Below are 17,222 nucleotides of genomic sequence, written 5' to 3'. Positions count from 1 at the left end.
CTTGACTGTCGCATGGGCTTGTTCTCGTTTTTCCGTAAAAACAAGCAGGAATCTGCTTCCGACCAAGGCGAATTCCGTTCGCGTTCCGCAGAGGAAACCTCGGTCTTGCGCAGCCGCACCAGCCGCGCCGCCAACACGACCGGACGCGGCCCTGCGCGCGGCAAGGCCGGCAAGGAAGGCGTCGATCCCCTGTTGCCCGAGAAGAAACGCGCGCGTCGCCGCCTGATCGGCGCCGTGGCGCTGGCGCTGGCGGTGGTGATCGTGCTGCCGATGATCCTCGATTCCGAGCCGCGTCCCCTCAATGACGATATCGCCATCCAGATTCCTTCCAAGGATCAGGGTGCCAATAGCAGTTCCAGCGTGGCCCAGCCGGCTGCTGCAGCGGCTGACGCCGGCCGGGTGGCCTCCAATGCCGCCCTGGACCAGAAGGAAGAAATCGTCGAGCCGTCGGCCGTGACTCAGGCGCCGACGCCAGCGCCGACTCCGGTCCCGGCTGCCGCGCCCCCGGTGGCTGCGGTCGCGCCGCCCAAGCCGGTCGAGAAGCCGGCCGCCAAGCCGGAAGAAAAGAAACCCGTCGTCGAGCACAAGGAAGACCCCAAGAAGACCGCCAAGGTCGAGCCGCCCAAGGTGAAGGAAGCGCCCAAGCCGCGCGCCACCGAGACCGGCGACGATTCGGCACGGGCCCTGGCCATTTTAGAGGGCAAGTCCGCCAACGCCCCGGCTGACAAGAAGCCGGCCGCCACCGGCGGCAAGTTCGTCATCCAGGTCGCCGCGCTGGCCACCCAGGACAAGATCAACGAACTGCGCAGCAAGCTCAGCGGCGCCGGCATCCATTCGTACACCCAGAAGATCTCGACCCAGTCGGGCGACCGCACGCGGATTCGCGTCGGCCCCTTCAATGGTCGGGACGAGGCCGAACGCACCGCCGCCAAAATCAAGAAGCTTGGTCTTAACGCAACCATCGTTCCGGCTTGAATTTGAGACCAACTAGCTACATATTGTTGTCATCGTGACGATTTTTGACTACTTAGTGTTGCTGGTGATGGTCTGTTCGGTAATCATCAGCACCTTGCGAGGTCTGGTTCGCGAAGTATTGTCATTGGCCAGCTGGATTGTGGCGTTGGTGGTTGCCAACACTTACGGTGAAGCATTGGCGAGCATGTTGCCTGAGATGGTGCCGGGCGAGTCGACCCGGCTGATCGTGGCGTTCATCGCCTTGTTCATCGGCACCAGGTTGTTGATGGCGCTGGTGTCGCGGACCTTGAGCGAGGTGATCAAGGTCAGCGGGCTGACCCTGCTCGATCGTGCCCTGGGCAGTCTGTTCGGCGTGGCGCGGGGCGTGTTGATCGTGCTGGCGGTGGTGTTGCTCTGTGGCACCACATCCATCCCGCAGCAGCCGTTCTGGAAGGATGCAATACTGAGTCCCTGGGCCGAGCAGGCCGCGCTGGAGGTGATGCAGTTCCTGCCTGGCAAGTTTGCCGAGCATGTCAGTTTTTCTGCCCCGGTCTGATGGCGCTTTGTTGCCGGTCCGGGGTTCAAGTAGTGCCTGGTTTGTGGTTTTCGTCGTTTTCGTTTTGTTAGGAGTCCACCATGTGTGGCATCGTCGGTATCGTCTCTCATAGTCCCGTCAACCAGATGTTGTATGACGCGCTGCTGCTGCTGCAGCACCGCGGCCAGGACGCAGCGGGTATTGCAACCAACCACCAGCAGGGTTTCTCGATGCACAAGGCCAATGGCCTGGTGCGCGATGTGTTCCGGACCCGCAACATGCGCTCGCTGCCCGGTAACACCGGCATCGGCCAGGTGCGTTACCCGACCGCCGGCTCGTCCAGCGAGGAAGAGGCGCAACCGTTCTATGTCAACGCACCGTTCGGCATCATCCTGGCGCATAACGGCAACCTGACCAATGCCGACCAGCTCAAGATCGAGATGTTCAAGAACGATCGGCGCCACCTCAACACCGACTCCGATACCGAAGTCCTGTTGAACGTGCTGGCGCACGAGCTGCAACAGGCCACCACCGGTTATTCGCTCGATCCTGCGGCACTCTTCAAGGCCGTGACGATGGTCCACAAGCGGGTGCGCGGTTCGTACGCCGTGGTGGCGCAGATCGCCGGTTACGGCTTGTTGGGTTTCCGCGATCCGTACGGTATTCGTCCGATGTGCCTGGGTTTCAACGAGAGCGAACGCGGCATCGAATACATGATGGCCAGCGAATCGGTCGCGCTGGAAGGCATGGGCTTCCGCTTCCTGCGCGACGTCATGCCGGGCGAGGCGATCTTCATCGATCTCGATGGCAAGCTGTACAACCAGCAATGCGCCGAAAACCCGACCCTCAACCCATGTGCCTTCGAATACGTCTATCTGGCCCGTCCTGACTCGGTCATCGATGGCGCTTCGGTGTACGGCACGCGCCTGAAGATGGGCGAGTTCCTGGCCGACAAGATCCGTCGCGAATTCAAGTCGGGCGAGATCGACGTGGTCATGCCGATTCCCGACTCGTCGCGTCCGGCTGCCATGGAGCTGGCCTTGAAGCTGGGTATCGAATACCGCGAAGGCTTCATCAAGAACCGCTACATCGGCCGTACCTTCATCATGCCTGGCCAGGCGCTGCGCAAGAAGTCGGTGCGCCAGAAGCTCAACGCCATCGTCAGCGAATTCAAGGGCAAGAACGTGCTGCTGGTGGATGACTCCATCGTGCGTGGCACCACCAGCCGCGAGATCGTCCAGATGGCGCGCGAGTCCGGCGCCAAGAACGTGATCTTCGCCTCGGCCGCGCCGCCGGTGATGTTCCCCAACGTGTATGGCATCGACATGCCGACCCGTGACGAACTGATCGCCTACGGCCGCACCACCGAGGAAGTGTGCCGCGAAATCACCGCCGATGCGCTGGTGTACCAGGATGTCGAATCCATGAAGCGCGCCATCGCCGAATGCAATCCGGCGCTGAAGAACTTCGAGGCTTCGTGCTTCGACGGTCACTACATCACCGGCGACATCACGCAGGACTATCTCGACCGCATCGAACTGGCCCGCAAGAACCCGCAGCCGGTGATCGAGGACGTGGTGCGCTCGCAACTGAACCTGAACCTGGCGCGCGTGGAGTAATGACAGGCCACGCCTGACCCACACCTGCCAACGCCGGCTGCCCGACCGCAGTCGGCGTTTGTCTATCTGCACTTATAGATTTAGATTTTTGCGATGAACGATAAAAAGACCTACGGCTTTACCACGACCATCCTGCACGGCGACCGCCAGAAAGACATCGAGCACGGTTCGCTGCACAAGCCCATCCATACCTCTGTCACCTTCGGCTACAAGGACGCGCGCCAGCTGGCCGAGGTATTCCAGGGCAAGCAGCCGGGCTATCGCTACGGCCGCCAGGGCAATCCGACGGTGTCGGCGCTGGAAGACAAGATCACCCGCATGGAAGGCGGCAAGTCGAGCATCTGCTTCGCCACCGGCATGGCCGCCATCGGCGCCATCGTGCAAGGCCTGTTGCGCGAGGGCGACCACGTGGTGTCGTCGGCTTTCCTGTTCGGCAATACCAATAGCCTGTGGATGACGGTGGGCGCGCAGGGCGCCGAGGTGAGCATGGTCGACGCCACCGACGTGGCCAATGTCGAAGCCGCATTGAAGCCGAATACGCGGCTGGTGTTTGTCGAGACCATCGCCAACCCGCGCACCCAGATCGCCGACCTGAAGCGCATCGGCGACTTGTGCCGCGCGCGCGGCATCCTATACGTGGTGGACAACACCATGACTTCGCCGTACCTGTTCCAGCCCAGGTCGGTGGGCGCCGGCCTGGTGGTCAATTCGCTGACCAAGTCGATCGCCGGTCACGGCAATGCGCTGGGTGGCGCGCTGACCGATACCGGCGAATACGACTGGACCCGTTATCCGCACATCGCCGAGAACTACAAGCGCAATCCGGCGCCGCAATGGGGCATGGCGCAGATCCGTGCCAAGGCCTTGCGCGACTTCGGCGCTTCGCTGGGCCCGGAAGCGGCGCACCACATCGCCGTCGGCGCCGAGACCATCGCACTGCGCCAGGAGCGCGAATGCCGCAATGCCCAGGCCGTGGCCGAGATGCTGGAAGCCGACGAGCGCGTCGCCGCCGTGTACTACCCCGGCCTGGCGTCGCATCCGCAGCACGCGCTGGCCAGCGACCTGTTCCGTTCATACGGCAGCTTGCTGTCGTTCGAGTTGAAGGAGGGCATCGACTGCTTCGATTACCTGAACCGGATGCAACTGGCGGTCGCCGCCAGCAATCTGGGCGACACCCGCACGCTGGTGATCCCGGTGTCGCATACCATCTTCTACGAGATGGGCGCCGAGCGGCGCGCGGCGATGGGCATCGCCGAGTCGCTCATCCGGGTGTCGATCGGGCTGGAAGACACCGATGACCTGGTGCATGATTTCCGCCAGGCGCTGGATGCCTGATGGCTCGATGAGTTAGTGATGTAAATGAAAATGCCTGCGCTCGTCGAGTCGCAGGCATTTTTTATTGGGGGCGCAAATGAAGTCGCTGGGTCCCGGCCTGCGCCGGGACGACGGGATAGTTATTTATAACTTCCTTGTCGTCCTGACGAACGTCAGGACCCAGCGACTTTCGTGGCATGACTTTCGTTGCACCTTAACCTGACTGCAGAGCGCAGCTTACGGCACCAGGTTGGCCACGGCCTCGCGATCGGCCCACTTGGTCTTGTAGCTGGGGCTGAAGGTCTTGAAGCGTTCGATCAGTTGCGCCGGATCGGACTCGTGCATCATCAGGCCCGACTGGTCGTTGCTGACGAAGCGCTGCGACACCAGATGATCGACGAAGGCGATCAGGTTGTCATAGAAGCCCTCGACGTTGTACAGGCTGATCGGCTTGTAGTGAAAGCCCAGCTGCGCCCAGGTCAGCACTTCGAACAGTTCTTCCAGCGTGCCCATGCCGCCCGGCATCGCCACGAAGCCGTCGGCCAGTTCGGCCATCATGGCCTTGCGCTCGTGCATGTCCTTGACGATGTGCAGGCGGGTCAGGCCGTGATGGCCCAGTTCCTTGTCCAGCAATGCCTTGGGGATCACGCCGGTGGCTTCGCCGCCCAACTGCATGATCTCGGTGGCGATGATGCCCATCAGGCCGACGTTGCCGCCGCCATACACCAGCGCGATGTTGTTCTTGACCATTTCACGCGCCAACTGGCGGGCCGCTTCGGCATAGGCCGGCGATGCGCCGGGGGAAGAGCCGCAATATACGCAAATCGATTTCATGTTTCCTCTGCAATAACCATCGCTACAATGCCGCTGGGGAGTTGCACCACAAGCCGACAGGGCAGGCGAAATGACAATATTGTCGCGTTGTTAATTTTTCGGCCGAAACCGCTTTCATGTTATACCATGACCGTGGTGCGGTGCAGCATAAAGCGCCCCGATGACAGCCCGGTGACAGCAATGATAACGGCAGGGCGGTGCGCCCTGCAAAAGGACATCATGGCCAACAAGATCATTAGTCTCGCCCTGCAGGGTGGTGGTTCGCACGGCGCCTTTACCTGGGGCGTGCTGGATCGGCTGCTGGAGGATGGCAGGATTGACCTCGAAGGCATCAGCGGCGCCTCCGCCGGCGCCATGAATGCGACGATCCTGGCCCAGGGCTATGCGCAGGATGGGCGCGACGGCGCCCGGGCGGCCCTGGAGCGCTTCTGGAGCAGCCTGTCGACCCGCGAACCGTTTGGTTTCTCGCAGCCCGACTTCGGTGCTGCGCCGGTGACCAATCCGGCCACCATGCCCGGCATGCAGGCGCTGCTGGCGATGACGCGCTTCTTCACGCCGGCCCAGCTCAATCCGCTCGATATCAATCCGCTGCGCGATATCCTCAACGAGCAGATCGATTTCGAGCGCCTGCGTCAGCAGCGCGACATTCGCCTGTTCATCGCTGCCACCCAGGTCAGTACCGGCACGCTGAAGATATTTCGCAACCCCGACCTGTCGGTCGACGTGTTGCTGGCGTCGGCCTGCCTGCCGTCGCTGCATCGGCCCATCGAGATCGACGGCGAGGCCTACTGGGATGGCGGGCTGACCGCCAATCCGCCGATCTTCCCGCTGTTGCAGGCCTGTGCCTCGCGCGACGTGATGGTTGTGCTGCTGCACCCGAGCCGCCGTCCGGTCACGCCCACCACTAGCGACGAGATCGGCCAGCGGCTGTCCGAGATCAGCTTCAGTTCGGCCTTCTTCACCGAGTTGACCGGGCTGGCGATGGTCAAGCGCGAAGCCGAGAACGCCAGCTTCGCCTTCGGTTCGCTGGAGCGTCGCCTGCGTCAGCTGAACATGCACCTGATCGACGCCGACGAGCTGATGGGGCAGTTGACCAACATGAGCAAGCTCAATACCCAGGGCAGTTTCATCCGCAGCCTGCACCAGCAGGGGCGCGCGCGTGCCGGTGAATGGCTGGAGCAACACTTCGAAAGCATCGGCCAGCGTTCCACCTTCGATCTCGGGCGCTTCCTGCCCTGAATTCACCCGGTAGGCGCACGGTCGTTCGGTTTTGACTATACTTGCCGGCTTCATCCTCCAGAGCAGACTGTCATGACCCAGCCCGGCAAGCCATCCCGATCCGAATTCCTCGCGCTGCGCGGTCTGCGAACCCACATCCGGCATTGGGGCGACCAGGGCGCGCCCAAGCTGTTCATGCTGCATGGCTGGATGGATGTCTCGGCCTCGTTCCAGTTCGTGGTCGATGCCCTGCAACGCGACTGGCACGTGATCGCCCCCGACTGGCGCGGCTTTGGCCTGTCGGCGCGCAGCGGCGCCGATACCTACTGGTTCCCCGACTACCTGGCCGATCTCGAGGCCATCCTCACGCATTACGCCGGCGACGACGCCGTCAACCTGCTGGGCCATAGCATGGGCGGCAACATCGTCGGCCTGTATGCCGGCGTGCGCCCCGGGCGCGTGGCGCGTCTGATCAACCTGGAAGGCCTGGGATTGCCGCCGACCCGTCCCGAGCAGGCGCCAGGGCGCTTTGCCGAATGGCTCGACAGCGTGCGCAGTCCGCCGCTGATGCGCGGCTACGACAGCGTCGACGAGGTCGCTGCCCGGCTGCAGAAGAACAATGCCCGCCTCACCGACGCCCGGGCCGCCTTCCTGGCGCCGCACTGGGCCCAGCCGGACGCCAACGGCCAGTGGCAGATCCTGGGTGACCCGGCCCACAAGCAGGTCAGTCCCCTGCTGTATCGCGCCGACGAGATGACCGCCTGCCTGGCCCGCATCACTGCGCCGGTGTTGTGGGTCGAGGCGCGCCAGAGCGATATCTGGCGCTTTTTCGGCTCCAATGCACTGGTGCGCGAAGAGATCGACCGCCGTATCGCCTTCATTCCCAAGGTGCAGGTCGAGATGATCGACGACGCTGGCCACATGCTGCACCACGACCAGCCCGAACGGCTGGCGCAACTGATCGAGGCCTTCCTGGCCTAGCCGGCAGCGGCAGGCGATGAGGCGTACAATAATGCTCGGTTGCAGCTTGCATCCGACTCCTCGCGATTTTATGTCTCAACTCAAGTTCGATCTGCATTGCCATTCCAACGTCTCCGACGGCCTGCTGCCGCCCGAAGAGGTGGCGGCGCGCGCGCATGCGCATGGCGTCGGGGTGTGGGCATTGACCGACCATGACGAACTGGGCGGCGTGGCACGCGCCCGCGCCGCCGCTGAAGCGCTGGGCATGCACCATGTCGGCGGCGTCGAGATTTCGGTGACCTGGGCCGGGCAAACGGTGCACGTGGTGGGGTTGCGCGTGGATGAAACCAATCCGGCCCTGATCGCCGGCCTGGCGGCTACCCGTAACGGCCGCGAGCGGCGTGCGCGCGAGATTGCCGAAGGACTCGACAAGGTCGGCATCTGCGGCGCCTACGAGGGCGCCTTGCAGCATGTGGGCAATCCCGACCTGATCTCGCGCACGCACTTCGCGCGTCACATGGTCGAGCATGGTCACTGCAGTAACACCAAGGAAGTGTTCGCCAACTACCTGACCGAAGGCAAGCCCGGTTACGTGCCGCACCGCTGGGCCAGCCTGAGCGAGGCGGTGAGCTGGATCCTGGGCGCCGGCGGGGTGGCGGTGATCGCCCATCCGGGCCGCTACCAGTACAGCCCGGTGCAGTTCGGCGCGCTCTTCGACGAATTCAAGCAGCTCGGCGGAGCCGCCATCGAAGTGACCACCGGCAGTCATTCACCCGAGCAATACGAAGAATATGCCCAGGTCGCACGCCATTACGGTTTCCTGGCGTCGATGGGTTCGGACTTCCACGGCCCCGGCGAATCGCGGGTCGACCTGGGCGAATTGCCGCCACTGCCCCGTGGCCTGACGCCGGTCTGGCACGACTGGGGCTTCTAGCCGCCTGCGGCTGCTGCCGCGCTCTTGAATTCGGCCCCGGCAATCCTATCTAATACCCACTTTCCCGATAGGAGTTTTCCGATGAAACGCATCTTGCTGTTTGTTGCTACCAACATTGCCGTGCTGGTCGTGATGAGCGTCATTTTGTCGCTGTTGGGCGTCGACCGCTTCCTCACCAATGCCGGCCTCAACCTGCCGATGTTGCTGGTGTTTTCGCTGGTGGTCGGTTTCACCGGATCGATCATCTCGTTGCTGATGAGCAAGCCCATGGCCAAGTGGTCTACCGGCGCGCGCGTCATCGACACGCCCGGCAACGGCACCGAAGCCTGGCTGCTGCAAACGGTCGGCAAGCTGGCCCAGCGCGCCGGCATCGGCATGCCCGAAGTCGCGGTGTACGAGGGCGAGCCGAATGCCTTCGCCACCGGCGCCTTCCGCGACTCGGCCCTGGTGGCCGTGTCGACCGGCCTGTTGCAGGGCATGACGCAGGAAGAAGTCGAAGCCGTGCTGGGGCACGAAGTGGCCCACATCGCCAACGGCGACATGGTCACCATGACGCTGATCCAGGGCGTGGTGAACACCTTCGTGGTGTTCCTGTCGCGGGTGGTCGGCTATTTCGTCGACTCGGCCCTGCGTCGCAACAACGACCAGTCCGGTCCCGGCATCGGCTACATGGTGACGGTGATGGTGTGCCAGGTGGTGTTCGGCATTGGCGCCTCGATGATCGTGGCCTGGTTTTCGCGCCATCGCGAGTTTCGTGCCGATGCGGGCGCTGCGCGCCTGATGGGGTCGCCCCAGCCGATGATCCATGCGCTGGCGCGCCTGGGCGGTTTTTCGGCGCAGGGTTTGCCTAACTCGATGGCGGCGCTGGGCATCAGCGACAAGCCCGGCATCATGGCGCTGTTCTCGACGCACCCACCGCTGGAAGAGCGCATCGCGGCATTGCGCGGCCAGCGCTGAATAAGCGATCGGTAGCCGAATGGCGGCGGTGGCGACACCGCCGTTTTGCATTGATTGAACGAAAATAAGCGAATACGGAAATAGTCATGAGTCAATTTTTTGAGATCCATCCCGACAATCCGCAACTGCGATTGATCAAGCAGGCGGCCCAGATCATCCACAAGGGCGGCCTGGTGGCCTTGCCCACCGACTCCTGTTATGCGCTGGTGTGCCAGCTCGATAACAAGGATGCGGTCGAGCGCGTGCGTCGCATTCGCGGCGTCGACGACAAGCACCATCTGACCCTGCTGTGCCGCGACCTGTCCGAGATTGCGGTCTACGCCAAGGTCGATAATCGCCAGTACCGCCTGCTCAAGGCCGCCACCCCGGGCGCCTACACCTTCATCCTGGAAGCCACCAAGGAAGTGCCGCGGCGGCTGTCGCACCCTTCGCGCAAGACCATCGGCCTGCGGGTGCCCGAGAACCGCATCGCCCACATGCTGCTGGAAGAACTGGGCCAGCCGCTGCTGGGGACCACGCTGATCCTGCCGCACGACGACTTGCCGCTGACCAGCGCCGACGACATCCGCGCCAGCCTCGAGAAACAGATCGACCTGGTCATCGACAGCGGCGCCTGCAGCCTGGAGCCGACCACCGTGATCGACCTGTCCGACGACAGCCAGGCGGTACTGGTGCGTCAGGGCCGGGGTGACGCCGGCCTGTTCGGCCTGCAGGCCGCATGATGCACGCCCGGCTCTGTTAGAATCCCGCCCATGAACGATCTCATCCAGACTGTCGCGGTGTATGCGCTGCCGGTTTTATTTGCCATTACATTGCACGAGGCAGCCCATGCCTATGCAGCAAAATTCTTCGGTGACAACACGGCTTATTCGATGGGGCGCATGAGCCTCAATCCGATACGCCACATCGACCCCTTCGGCACCATCCTGATCCCGGTGATGCTGTACTTCGCCACCAGCGGGGCTTTCCTGTTCGGTTATGCCAAGCCGGTGCCGATCAACTACAGCCACCTGCGCAAGCCACGTCGCGACTCGGCCTGGGTGGCCCTGGCCGGACCGGGCGCCAACTTCTTCATGGCGCTGATCTGGACCCTGGTGATCTATGGCCTGGCCATTGGCGGCGTGCAGGAAGAATTCTTCATGCTCATGGCCAAGGCCGGCGTGCTCACCAACCTGGTGATGTTTGCCTTCAACCTGTTTCCGATCCCGCCACTCGATGGTGGTCGCATCCTTACCAGCCTGTTGCCGCCGCGTTATGCCTACAAATTCGCGCAGATCGAGCCGTATGGCTTCTTCATCGTCATGGCGCTGGTGCTGCTGAAGGTGATCTATACCTGGTGGATGGCGCCGGTAATGTACCTGGCCAGTGTATTGTTGCAGCTGATCACCTATCCGCTGACCCTGTTTTTCCACTGACCGATAGCGCTAGCCAACCGCCATGTATCCCGACCGCGTCGTCTCCGGCATGCGCCCCACCGGCGCGCTGCATCTGGGCCACTACCATGGCGCGCTGAAGAACTGGGTGCGCCTGCAGTCCGAGCAGCCGTGCCTGTTCTTCGTGGCCGACTGGCATGCCCTGACCACGCACTACGACGATCCCTCGGTCATCGAGACCAGCACCTGGGAGATGGTGATCGACTGGCTGGCCTCGGGCGTGGACCCGTCGCAGGCGACCCTGTTCATCCAGTCACGCGTGCCCGAGCATGCCGAACTGCACCTGCTGCTGTCGATGGCCACGCCACTGGGCTGGCTGGAGCGGGTGCCGACCTATAAAGACCAGCAGGAAAAACTCGCCGACCGCGACCTCGCCACCTACGGTTTCCTGGGCTATCCGCTGCTGCAGGCGGCCGATGTGCTGATCTACCGCGCCAGCAGCGTGCCGGTGGGCGAAGACCAGGTGCCGCACGTCGAAGTCATGCGCGAGATCGCGCGTCGCTTCAATCATCTGTACGGCAAGGAAAAAGGTTTCGAGGAAAAAGCCCGGGCCGCCACCAAGAAACTGGGCAGCAAGCGGGCCCGGCTGTACCTGGAGCTGCGCACGCAGTTTCAGGAGCAGGGTGACGACGAGGCGCTGGAGCAGGCCAAGGCCATGCTCGACGACGCCCAGAACCTGTCGATGATCGATCGTGAACGTTTGTTCGGCTACCTCGAAGGCAGTCGCAAGTTGATCCTCAGCGAGCCACAGGCGTTGTTGACCGAGGCGGCGCGGCTGCCGGGGCTGGATGGCGCCAAGATGTCCAAGAGCTACGGCAATGCGATCGGCTTGCGCGAAGAGGCCGATTCGGTCACGCGCAAGGTGCGCACCATGCCGACCGATCCGCAGCGGGTGCGCCGCAGCGATGCCGGCGAGCCCGACAAATGCCCGGTCTGGCAGTTTCATCTGGTGTATTCGCCGCCCGAGGTGCAGCAATGGGTGCAGCAAGGCTGCCGCTCGGCAGGAATCGGTTGCCTGGAGTGCAAGCAGCCGGTGATCGATGCCATATTGCACGAACAGCAACCCATGCTGGAGCGCGCCCAACCTTACCTGGACGACCCCTCGCTGGTACGGGCGATCGTCGCCGACGGCTGTGAAAAGGCGCGCCGGCTGGCCCAGGAAACCATGCGGGACGTGCGCGAAGCGATGGGGCTGGGCTATTGATCGGGTGCAACTGTGGCTTCGTGCGGCCTTCGCAGCAGGCATTTTTTTACCAACGGTTGCACCTGTGAGGGTACCGACTTGACCTCTGCTGGCGTCTATCCGCTACAATCAGTCTTTTCTTCCCGACCCAACCTTCAAAAGCACGCACATCATGATCAAGGGTAGCATTGTTGCAATCGTCACTCCCATGCATCCGGACGGCAGCCTCGATTTCGACGGACTGCGCAAGCTGATCGACTGGCACATCGCCGAGGGAACCGACAGCATCGTCATCGTCGGCACGACCGGCGAATCGCCCACCGTTTCGATGGAAGAACACTGCGAACTGATCAAGGTCGCGGTCGAGCATACGGCCAAACGCATCCCAATCATCGCCGGCACCGGCGGCAACTCGACGGCGGAAGCCATCGAACTGACCGCGTTCGCCAAGAAGGTGGGCGCCGATGCGTCGCTGCAGGTCGTGCCTTACTACAACCGGCCCACGCAAGCGGGCATGGTCCAGCACTTCACGAAGATCGCCGAGTCGGTCGACCTGCCGGTGATCCTGTACAACGTGCCGGGCCGCACCGTGGCCGACATGAGCAACGAGACCATCCTGCGCCTGGCGCAGGTCAAGGGCATCGTCGGCGTCAAGGATGCCACCGGCAATATCGCGCGCGGCACCGACCTGATCCGCCTGGCGCCGAAGTCGTTCGCGATCTATTCGGGTGACGATGCCACGGCCATCGCCCTGATGCTGTACGGCGGCGCCGGCAACATCTCGGTGACGGCCAACATCGCGCCGCGCGACATGCACGAACTGTGCGTGGCGGCCATGAGCGGCAATGTCGCGCGCGCCATCGAATTGAACAACAAGTTGCTGCCACTGCATAACAAGTTGTTCGTCGAACCCAATCCGGTGCCGCTGAAGTGGGCCATGCAAGAGGTCGGCATGATCGGCCCCGGCATGCGTTTGCCGCTGGCTCCGCTGGGCAGCGAGTTCCACGATACCGTGCGCGCGGCTTTGCGCGAGTCGGGTGTATTAAAATAACGGACTTGGCTTTTGGCCGTCTTCTGAAAATCGAACCCGCTTTCAACAGTAACGATATGACTAATAGCAAGAACGCACGTCCCGTGGTCCGCACCGCGCGCAGCACCTTCACCCAACGCACTGTCGTCGTCACGCTGGCGCTGGCCGGATTGGCGGGGTGTTCGTCCATCGGCAACATGCTCGAGGGCGACCGTATCGATTACAAGAGCGCAGAGAAGGCACGTGGCCCGCGCCTGGAAGTCCCGCCCGATCTGACCCAGCTGCAGCGCGACAACCGCTATGCGATTCCCGAGTCGGGCAAGGGTGTGGCCACTGCTTCCGGCTATAACCTCGAACAGCAGACCAAGCCGGCCAACGATATCAGCTCGGTGGCGCCCAAGGGCAACGGCGCCGATATCCGTATCGAGCGTGATGGTTCGCAGCGCTGGCTGGTGATCCAGCAGTCGCCTGAGGCGCTGTGGTCGCAGATCAAGGATTTCTGGCAGGACAGCGGTTTCCTGATCAACGTCGAATCGCCTGATACCGGCGTGATGGAAACCGACTGGGCCGAGAACCGCGCCAAGATTCCCCAGGACTTCGTGCGCAGCACCCTGGGCAAGGTATTCGATTCGCTGTATTCCACCGGTGAGCGCGACAAGTTCCGCACCCGCCTGGAGCGCGGCCCCAACGGCAGCACCGAAGTCTTCATCAGCCATCGCGGCGCCGAAGAAGTGCTGACCGGCTCGGCCAAGGAAACCTCGGTCTGGACTGCGCGTCCGTCCGATCCGGGCCTGGAAGCCGAATTCCTGTCGCGCCTGATGGTGCGCCTGGGCGCCGAAGAGACCAAGGCCAAGGCGGCCGTGGCCAATGCGCCGACGCTGCAGGCACGTTCCAAGCTGCTCAAGACGGCAGCAGGTTCCAGCGTGCAGGTCGACGAGAGCTTCGATCGCGCATGGCGTCGCGTTGGCCTGGCGCTGGATCGCGTCGGCTTCACCGTGGAAGATCGTGATCGCAGCAAGGGCCTGTACTTCGTGCGTTACGTCGACCAGAACCAGGACGCCAAGGACAAGAAGGAAGACGGCTTCTTCTCGCGCATCTTCTCCAGCTCCAAGGACAAGGAAAAATCTGCCGTCAAGTACCGTATTGCAGTCGCAGGCAGCGGCGATACCAGCAATATCGTGGTCCAGAACGCCGACGGCAAGCCAGAAGTATCGGCCACTGCCGACAAGATCCTGGGCTTGCTCAACGAGCAACTGAAGTAAGGTTCTCATGCAGGTCCCAACCCGAGGCTGCCAATGAAGTTCGCCAGCCTCGGTAGTGGCAGCGAAGGTAACGCGCTGCTCATTTCAGCCGCAGCCAGTGCCGGCGGTCCAGCGTCAAGGACCACCGTGATGCTGGACTGCGGCTTTGCTTTGCGCGAAACAGAACGACGCATGCTGCGGCTGGGGCTGGATCCGTCCGACGTCTCGGCCATTGTCGTGACCCACGAGCATTCCGACCACGTCAGCGGCGTGTTCAAGTTTGCGCGTCGCTATCGGATACCGGTCTGGCTCAGTCATGGTACCCACCAGGCGGTGGCGGCGCATGCCAGTGACGTGGATATCCGCATCTGTGCCGATGGCCAGGCCATCGCCATCGGCGATCTGCAACTGACTCCTTATACGGTGCCGCACGATGCGCGCGAACCGGTGCAGTATGTGGCCAGCGACGGCGATCGTCGCCTGGGCGTATTGACCGATGCCGGCCAATCCACGGCGCACCTGATCCAGGCCCTGGGCGCGTGCGACGCGTTGCTGCTGGAATGCAATCATGATCGCGCGATGCTGGACAACTCCCCCTATCCAGCCTTCCTCAAGCGCCGCATCGGCGGCGCCTATGGTCACCTGGCCAATGAAACCAGCGCCGAGATCCTGCAAGCGCTGGATCGCAGCAAGTTGCGTCGCGTCGTCGGCGCCCACCTCAGCGCACAGAACAACACGCCCGAGCTCGCCCTGGCGGCGCTGCAGGCGGTCATGGGCGATACCTTCGGCGGGCTTCACATCGCCTGCCAGGAGCAGGGATTCGATTGGCTGGAAGTCTGACTGAAAATGCGAGTAGGTCAGTGTTTTGTCAGGCTGTTCGATGAGGCCTTCTTCGGTATCCACTAACAAAATGCATCGATGCTGCTGGCTGGCCCATCGATCGCTGCTGGGATGGTTGACGTCCTCCACATAGCCAGGTGGTCTCACATCGTATGTCAGTGCAATGTCATGACGATGTCATGTACGCGTCAGGTCAACGCCTGTGGCGGCCGGCTTGACGGTCGTAAAATCTAAATAAATCAAAGAGGCGGGGAGGGGGATTCAGGCGCACTGCATGTGGTGCAGTGAGGGGCGCGGAGCGGGCCGATGGCGGAAAGACAGGCGAAAAAAAACCGGCCGCTAAGGCCGGTTCTTTTAGAAAATAATCTTTCGATTACTTTGCAGGTGCAGCGTCAGCTGGCTTTGCATCAGCGGCCGGAGCGGCAGCAGGAGCTTCAGCAGCAGGAGCAGCGGCAGCAGGAGCTTCAGCAGCAGGTGCTGCAGCAGCAGGAGCTTCAGCAGCTGGTGCTGGTGCGGCAGGAGCTTCAGCAGCTGGTGCTGGTGCAGGCGCAGGAGCTTCTTCCTTCTTACCGCAAGCAACCAGGGCAACAGCCAACAACGATGCGATCAACAGGGACTTTGTCATGAATATTCCTTCAATATTTGAAAAATTGTGCGATGAATAATTACCGGTAATTATCGCTCTACAGGAGGCTCTCGCCGTACGCTCGAACCTTGCGGTTCGTATTTCGGTTGTTGCTTCTTTTTTGCTGCCGAAACAAACCGGACAACGAAAACTTTCCAGCCCGTTATTATATCGATTTTTTGGCAAATTCGCAGCGGATCGATTCTTTTTAGTAAGAATTTGTAAGTTCTTACATCTAAGTCCCTACTGCCGGAAGGCCTTTGTCGGCGCAGCTTTCCGGCTGATCGCGTCGTCGCGGTCATGACGATTCTCGTCAAATTCCAATACATTTCAATTTAGTTCGAGCCAGCCACTTTCATGCCATTGGTGAAAGGCTTCGAGCAGATCTTCGGATGCGGTCGAGAAGTCGGCCTTGGCCAGCTTGCGCTCGTCTGCCAGGCGGGCCAGTATCGCTTTATCCGCGCGACCGACTTCAAACGACTCGCCGTTGATGAATACATGCGTGCCACGATACAGCATCTGGGTCTTGCGGTGCAGTCGAAGACCACGTTTCCGGGCCTCCTGGAAAAAGCGAGCAAATGAGATTTCGGCAGGCGCATCGAAGGTCACGCTCAACTTCGGTTCCGACAGGTATTCACCGAGGAAAATGGTGATGTCATCGTCGGTGAAGCGAATCTTGTTGAGTTCGTCGCGCAGGCGCTTGACCATGTCCACGGGCAGTTCCGCCGGCTTGGTGGTGGCCTTGAGTTCGGGGTCGGCGAAACGGCCGGGCAGATCGATGCTGTCGAGCATGTACTCGAGGAAGGCCTCGCCCAGCTCCTGGTGGGCCGGTGCGCGAAAGCCGATCGAATAGGTCATGCACTCGCCCACGGCCACGCCGTCGTGCGCGTACTGCGGCGGCAGGTACAGCATGTCGCCCGGTTCCAGCACGAACTCCTGCTCGGCCTCGAAGTGGCTCAGGATCTTGAGCGGCACGCCTTCTTCGAGGGTCAGGTCTTCCTGGGCGCTGATGCGCCAGCGGCGCTGGCCATGCGCCTGCAGCAGGAACACATCGTACGAATCGAAATGCGGGCCGACGCCGCCGCCATCGGTGGCGAAGCTGATCATCAGGTCGTCCAGCCGGGCATCGGGAATGAAGCGAAACTGGCGCAGCAGCGCGTCGGCGGCATCGTCATGCAGGTTGACGCCCTGCACCAGCAGGGTCCAGGCCTTCTGCTTGAGCGCCGGCAATTTGGCCAGCGGGCCGTGTTCCATATCCCAGCCATCGCTGCGGTGGGTGATCAGGCGCGACTCGACATCGTCCCGCTGGGCCAGGTCGAACAGCGCCTGACGCGATAAGGGGGCCTGGAAGGCAGGGATGGCCTGGCGAATCAGCAGGGGCTTCTTGTGCCAGTAGTCACGCAGGAATTGGGCGGGCGTGATGCCGCCGAGCAAGGCAAGTTTTGTCATGGCGACATTATAGGCGCGCAAACAGTTAGGGAGCAGTGGCGCAGCATCCGGGTTTGATGCAGGTATAATTCTGACCTGATTCAAAAGAGTCCTTGT

Annotated in this window: 17 protein-coding genes; 14 read left to right on the top strand and 3 right to left on the bottom strand. The window is 62.2% G+C overall.

All coding sequences use genetic code 11. The annotated features are described in order from the left end of the window. Positions 1-12: 12 nt before the first annotated feature. The 4 genes from LBW87_RS03120 to LBW87_RS03105 all read left to right on the top strand — a co-directional run bounded on the left by LBW87_RS03120 (position 13) and on the right by LBW87_RS03105 (position 4,443). A complete protein-coding gene (locus LBW87_RS03120; RefSeq protein ID WP_225199962.1) occupies positions 13-975 on the top strand; it encodes an SPOR domain-containing protein in 963 nt (320 codons plus the stop codon). A 34-nt stretch (positions 976-1,009) separates the two neighbouring features. Next, the gene (locus LBW87_RS03115; RefSeq protein ID WP_225199961.1) at positions 1,010-1,510 is read left to right on the top strand and encodes a CvpA family protein; all 501 of its coding nucleotides are present in this window, start codon (positions 1,010-1,012) and stop codon (positions 1,508-1,510) included. Between the two features lie 80 nt (positions 1,511-1,590). Next, positions 1,591-3,108, top strand: coding sequence for an amidophosphoribosyltransferase (gene purF, locus LBW87_RS03110; protein ID WP_225199960.1), 1,518 nt, complete (start codon positions 1,591-1,593; stop codon positions 3,106-3,108). A gap of 93 nt (positions 3,109-3,201) precedes the next feature. Then, the gene (locus LBW87_RS03105) at positions 3,202-4,443 is read left to right on the top strand and encodes a cystathionine gamma-synthase family protein (protein ID WP_225199959.1); all 1,242 of its coding nucleotides are present in this window, start codon (positions 3,202-3,204) and stop codon (positions 4,441-4,443) included. Between the two features lie 216 nt (positions 4,444-4,659). Here LBW87_RS03105 and LBW87_RS03100 read toward each other — a convergent pair whose 3' ends face one another. Continuing rightward, positions 4,660-5,256: a TIGR00730 family Rossman fold protein gene (locus LBW87_RS03100; protein ID WP_225199958.1), complete on the bottom strand. Its 597-nt coding sequence runs from the start codon at positions 5,254-5,256 to the stop codon at positions 4,660-4,662. Between the two features lie 219 nt (positions 5,257-5,475). Between LBW87_RS03100 and LBW87_RS03095 the strand changes: the two genes are divergently transcribed. From LBW87_RS03095 to LBW87_RS03050, 10 genes are all read left to right on the top strand, one after another. Further along, positions 5,476-6,495 carry a patatin-like phospholipase family protein gene (locus tag LBW87_RS03095; protein ID WP_225199957.1) on the top strand — a complete coding sequence of 340 codons (1,020 nt, stop codon included), beginning with the start codon at positions 5,476-5,478 and terminating at the stop codon, positions 6,493-6,495. A 72-nt stretch (positions 6,496-6,567) separates the two neighbouring features. Continuing rightward, positions 6,568-7,455 carry an alpha/beta fold hydrolase gene (locus tag LBW87_RS03090; RefSeq protein WP_225199956.1) on the top strand — a complete coding sequence of 296 codons (888 nt, stop codon included), beginning with the start codon at positions 6,568-6,570 and terminating at the stop codon, positions 7,453-7,455. Positions 7,456-7,525: 70 nt separating this feature from the next. After that, the gene (locus tag LBW87_RS03085) at positions 7,526-8,368 is read left to right on the top strand and encodes a 3',5'-nucleoside bisphosphate phosphatase (protein WP_225199955.1); all 843 of its coding nucleotides are present in this window, start codon (positions 7,526-7,528) and stop codon (positions 8,366-8,368) included. A gap of 81 nt (positions 8,369-8,449) precedes the next feature. Next, on the top strand, positions 8,450-9,325 hold the full coding sequence (gene htpX, locus LBW87_RS03080) for a protease HtpX (RefSeq protein ID WP_225199954.1): 876 nt from the start codon (positions 8,450-8,452) through the stop codon (positions 9,323-9,325). An 86-nt stretch (positions 9,326-9,411) separates the two neighbouring features. Continuing rightward, entirely contained in the window at positions 9,412-10,047 is a 636-nt protein-coding gene (locus LBW87_RS03075) for an L-threonylcarbamoyladenylate synthase (RefSeq protein ID WP_225199953.1), read from the top strand. Between the two features lie 30 nt (positions 10,048-10,077). Continuing rightward, the gene (locus LBW87_RS03070; protein WP_225199952.1) at positions 10,078-10,740 is read left to right on the top strand and encodes a site-2 protease family protein; all 663 of its coding nucleotides are present in this window, start codon (positions 10,078-10,080) and stop codon (positions 10,738-10,740) included. Positions 10,741-10,762: 22 nt separating this feature from the next. Continuing rightward, positions 10,763-11,962 (top strand): tryptophan--tRNA ligase, encoded by a 1,200-nt coding sequence (locus LBW87_RS03065; protein WP_225199951.1) that lies wholly within the window; start codon positions 10,763-10,765, stop codon positions 11,960-11,962. Between the two features lie 151 nt (positions 11,963-12,113). Beyond that, positions 12,114-12,992 (top strand): 4-hydroxy-tetrahydrodipicolinate synthase, encoded by an 879-nt coding sequence (gene dapA / locus LBW87_RS03060; protein WP_225199950.1) that lies wholly within the window; start codon positions 12,114-12,116, stop codon positions 12,990-12,992. Positions 12,993-13,048: 56 nt separating this feature from the next. Then, a complete protein-coding gene (gene bamC, locus LBW87_RS03055) occupies positions 13,049-14,233 on the top strand; it encodes an outer membrane protein assembly factor BamC (RefSeq protein WP_225199949.1) in 1,185 nt (394 codons plus the stop codon). A gap of 33 nt (positions 14,234-14,266) precedes the next feature. After that, on the top strand, positions 14,267-15,052 hold the full coding sequence (locus LBW87_RS03050; protein ID WP_225199948.1) for an MBL fold metallo-hydrolase: 786 nt from the start codon (positions 14,267-14,269) through the stop codon (positions 15,050-15,052). Positions 15,053-15,425: 373 nt separating this feature from the next. Here the strand turns inward: LBW87_RS03050 and LBW87_RS24045 are convergent, their stop codons facing one another. Beyond that, positions 15,426-15,677: a hypothetical protein gene (locus LBW87_RS24045; RefSeq protein ID WP_413927615.1), complete on the bottom strand. Its 252-nt coding sequence runs from the start codon at positions 15,675-15,677 to the stop codon at positions 15,426-15,428. Between the two features lie 330 nt (positions 15,678-16,007). After that, positions 16,008-17,126, bottom strand: coding sequence for a cupin domain-containing protein (locus tag LBW87_RS03040; RefSeq protein WP_225199946.1), 1,119 nt, complete (start codon positions 17,124-17,126; stop codon positions 16,008-16,010). Positions 17,127-17,222: the final 96 nt, after the last annotated feature.

The organism is Herbaspirillum sp. alder98, assembly GCF_020179755.1.
Lineage (GTDB): Bacteria > Pseudomonadota > Gammaproteobacteria > Burkholderiales > Burkholderiaceae_D > Herbaspirillum.
The sequence above is the reverse complement of the archived record's forward strand: the minus strand, read 5'-3'. Positions and strand labels throughout refer to the sequence as shown.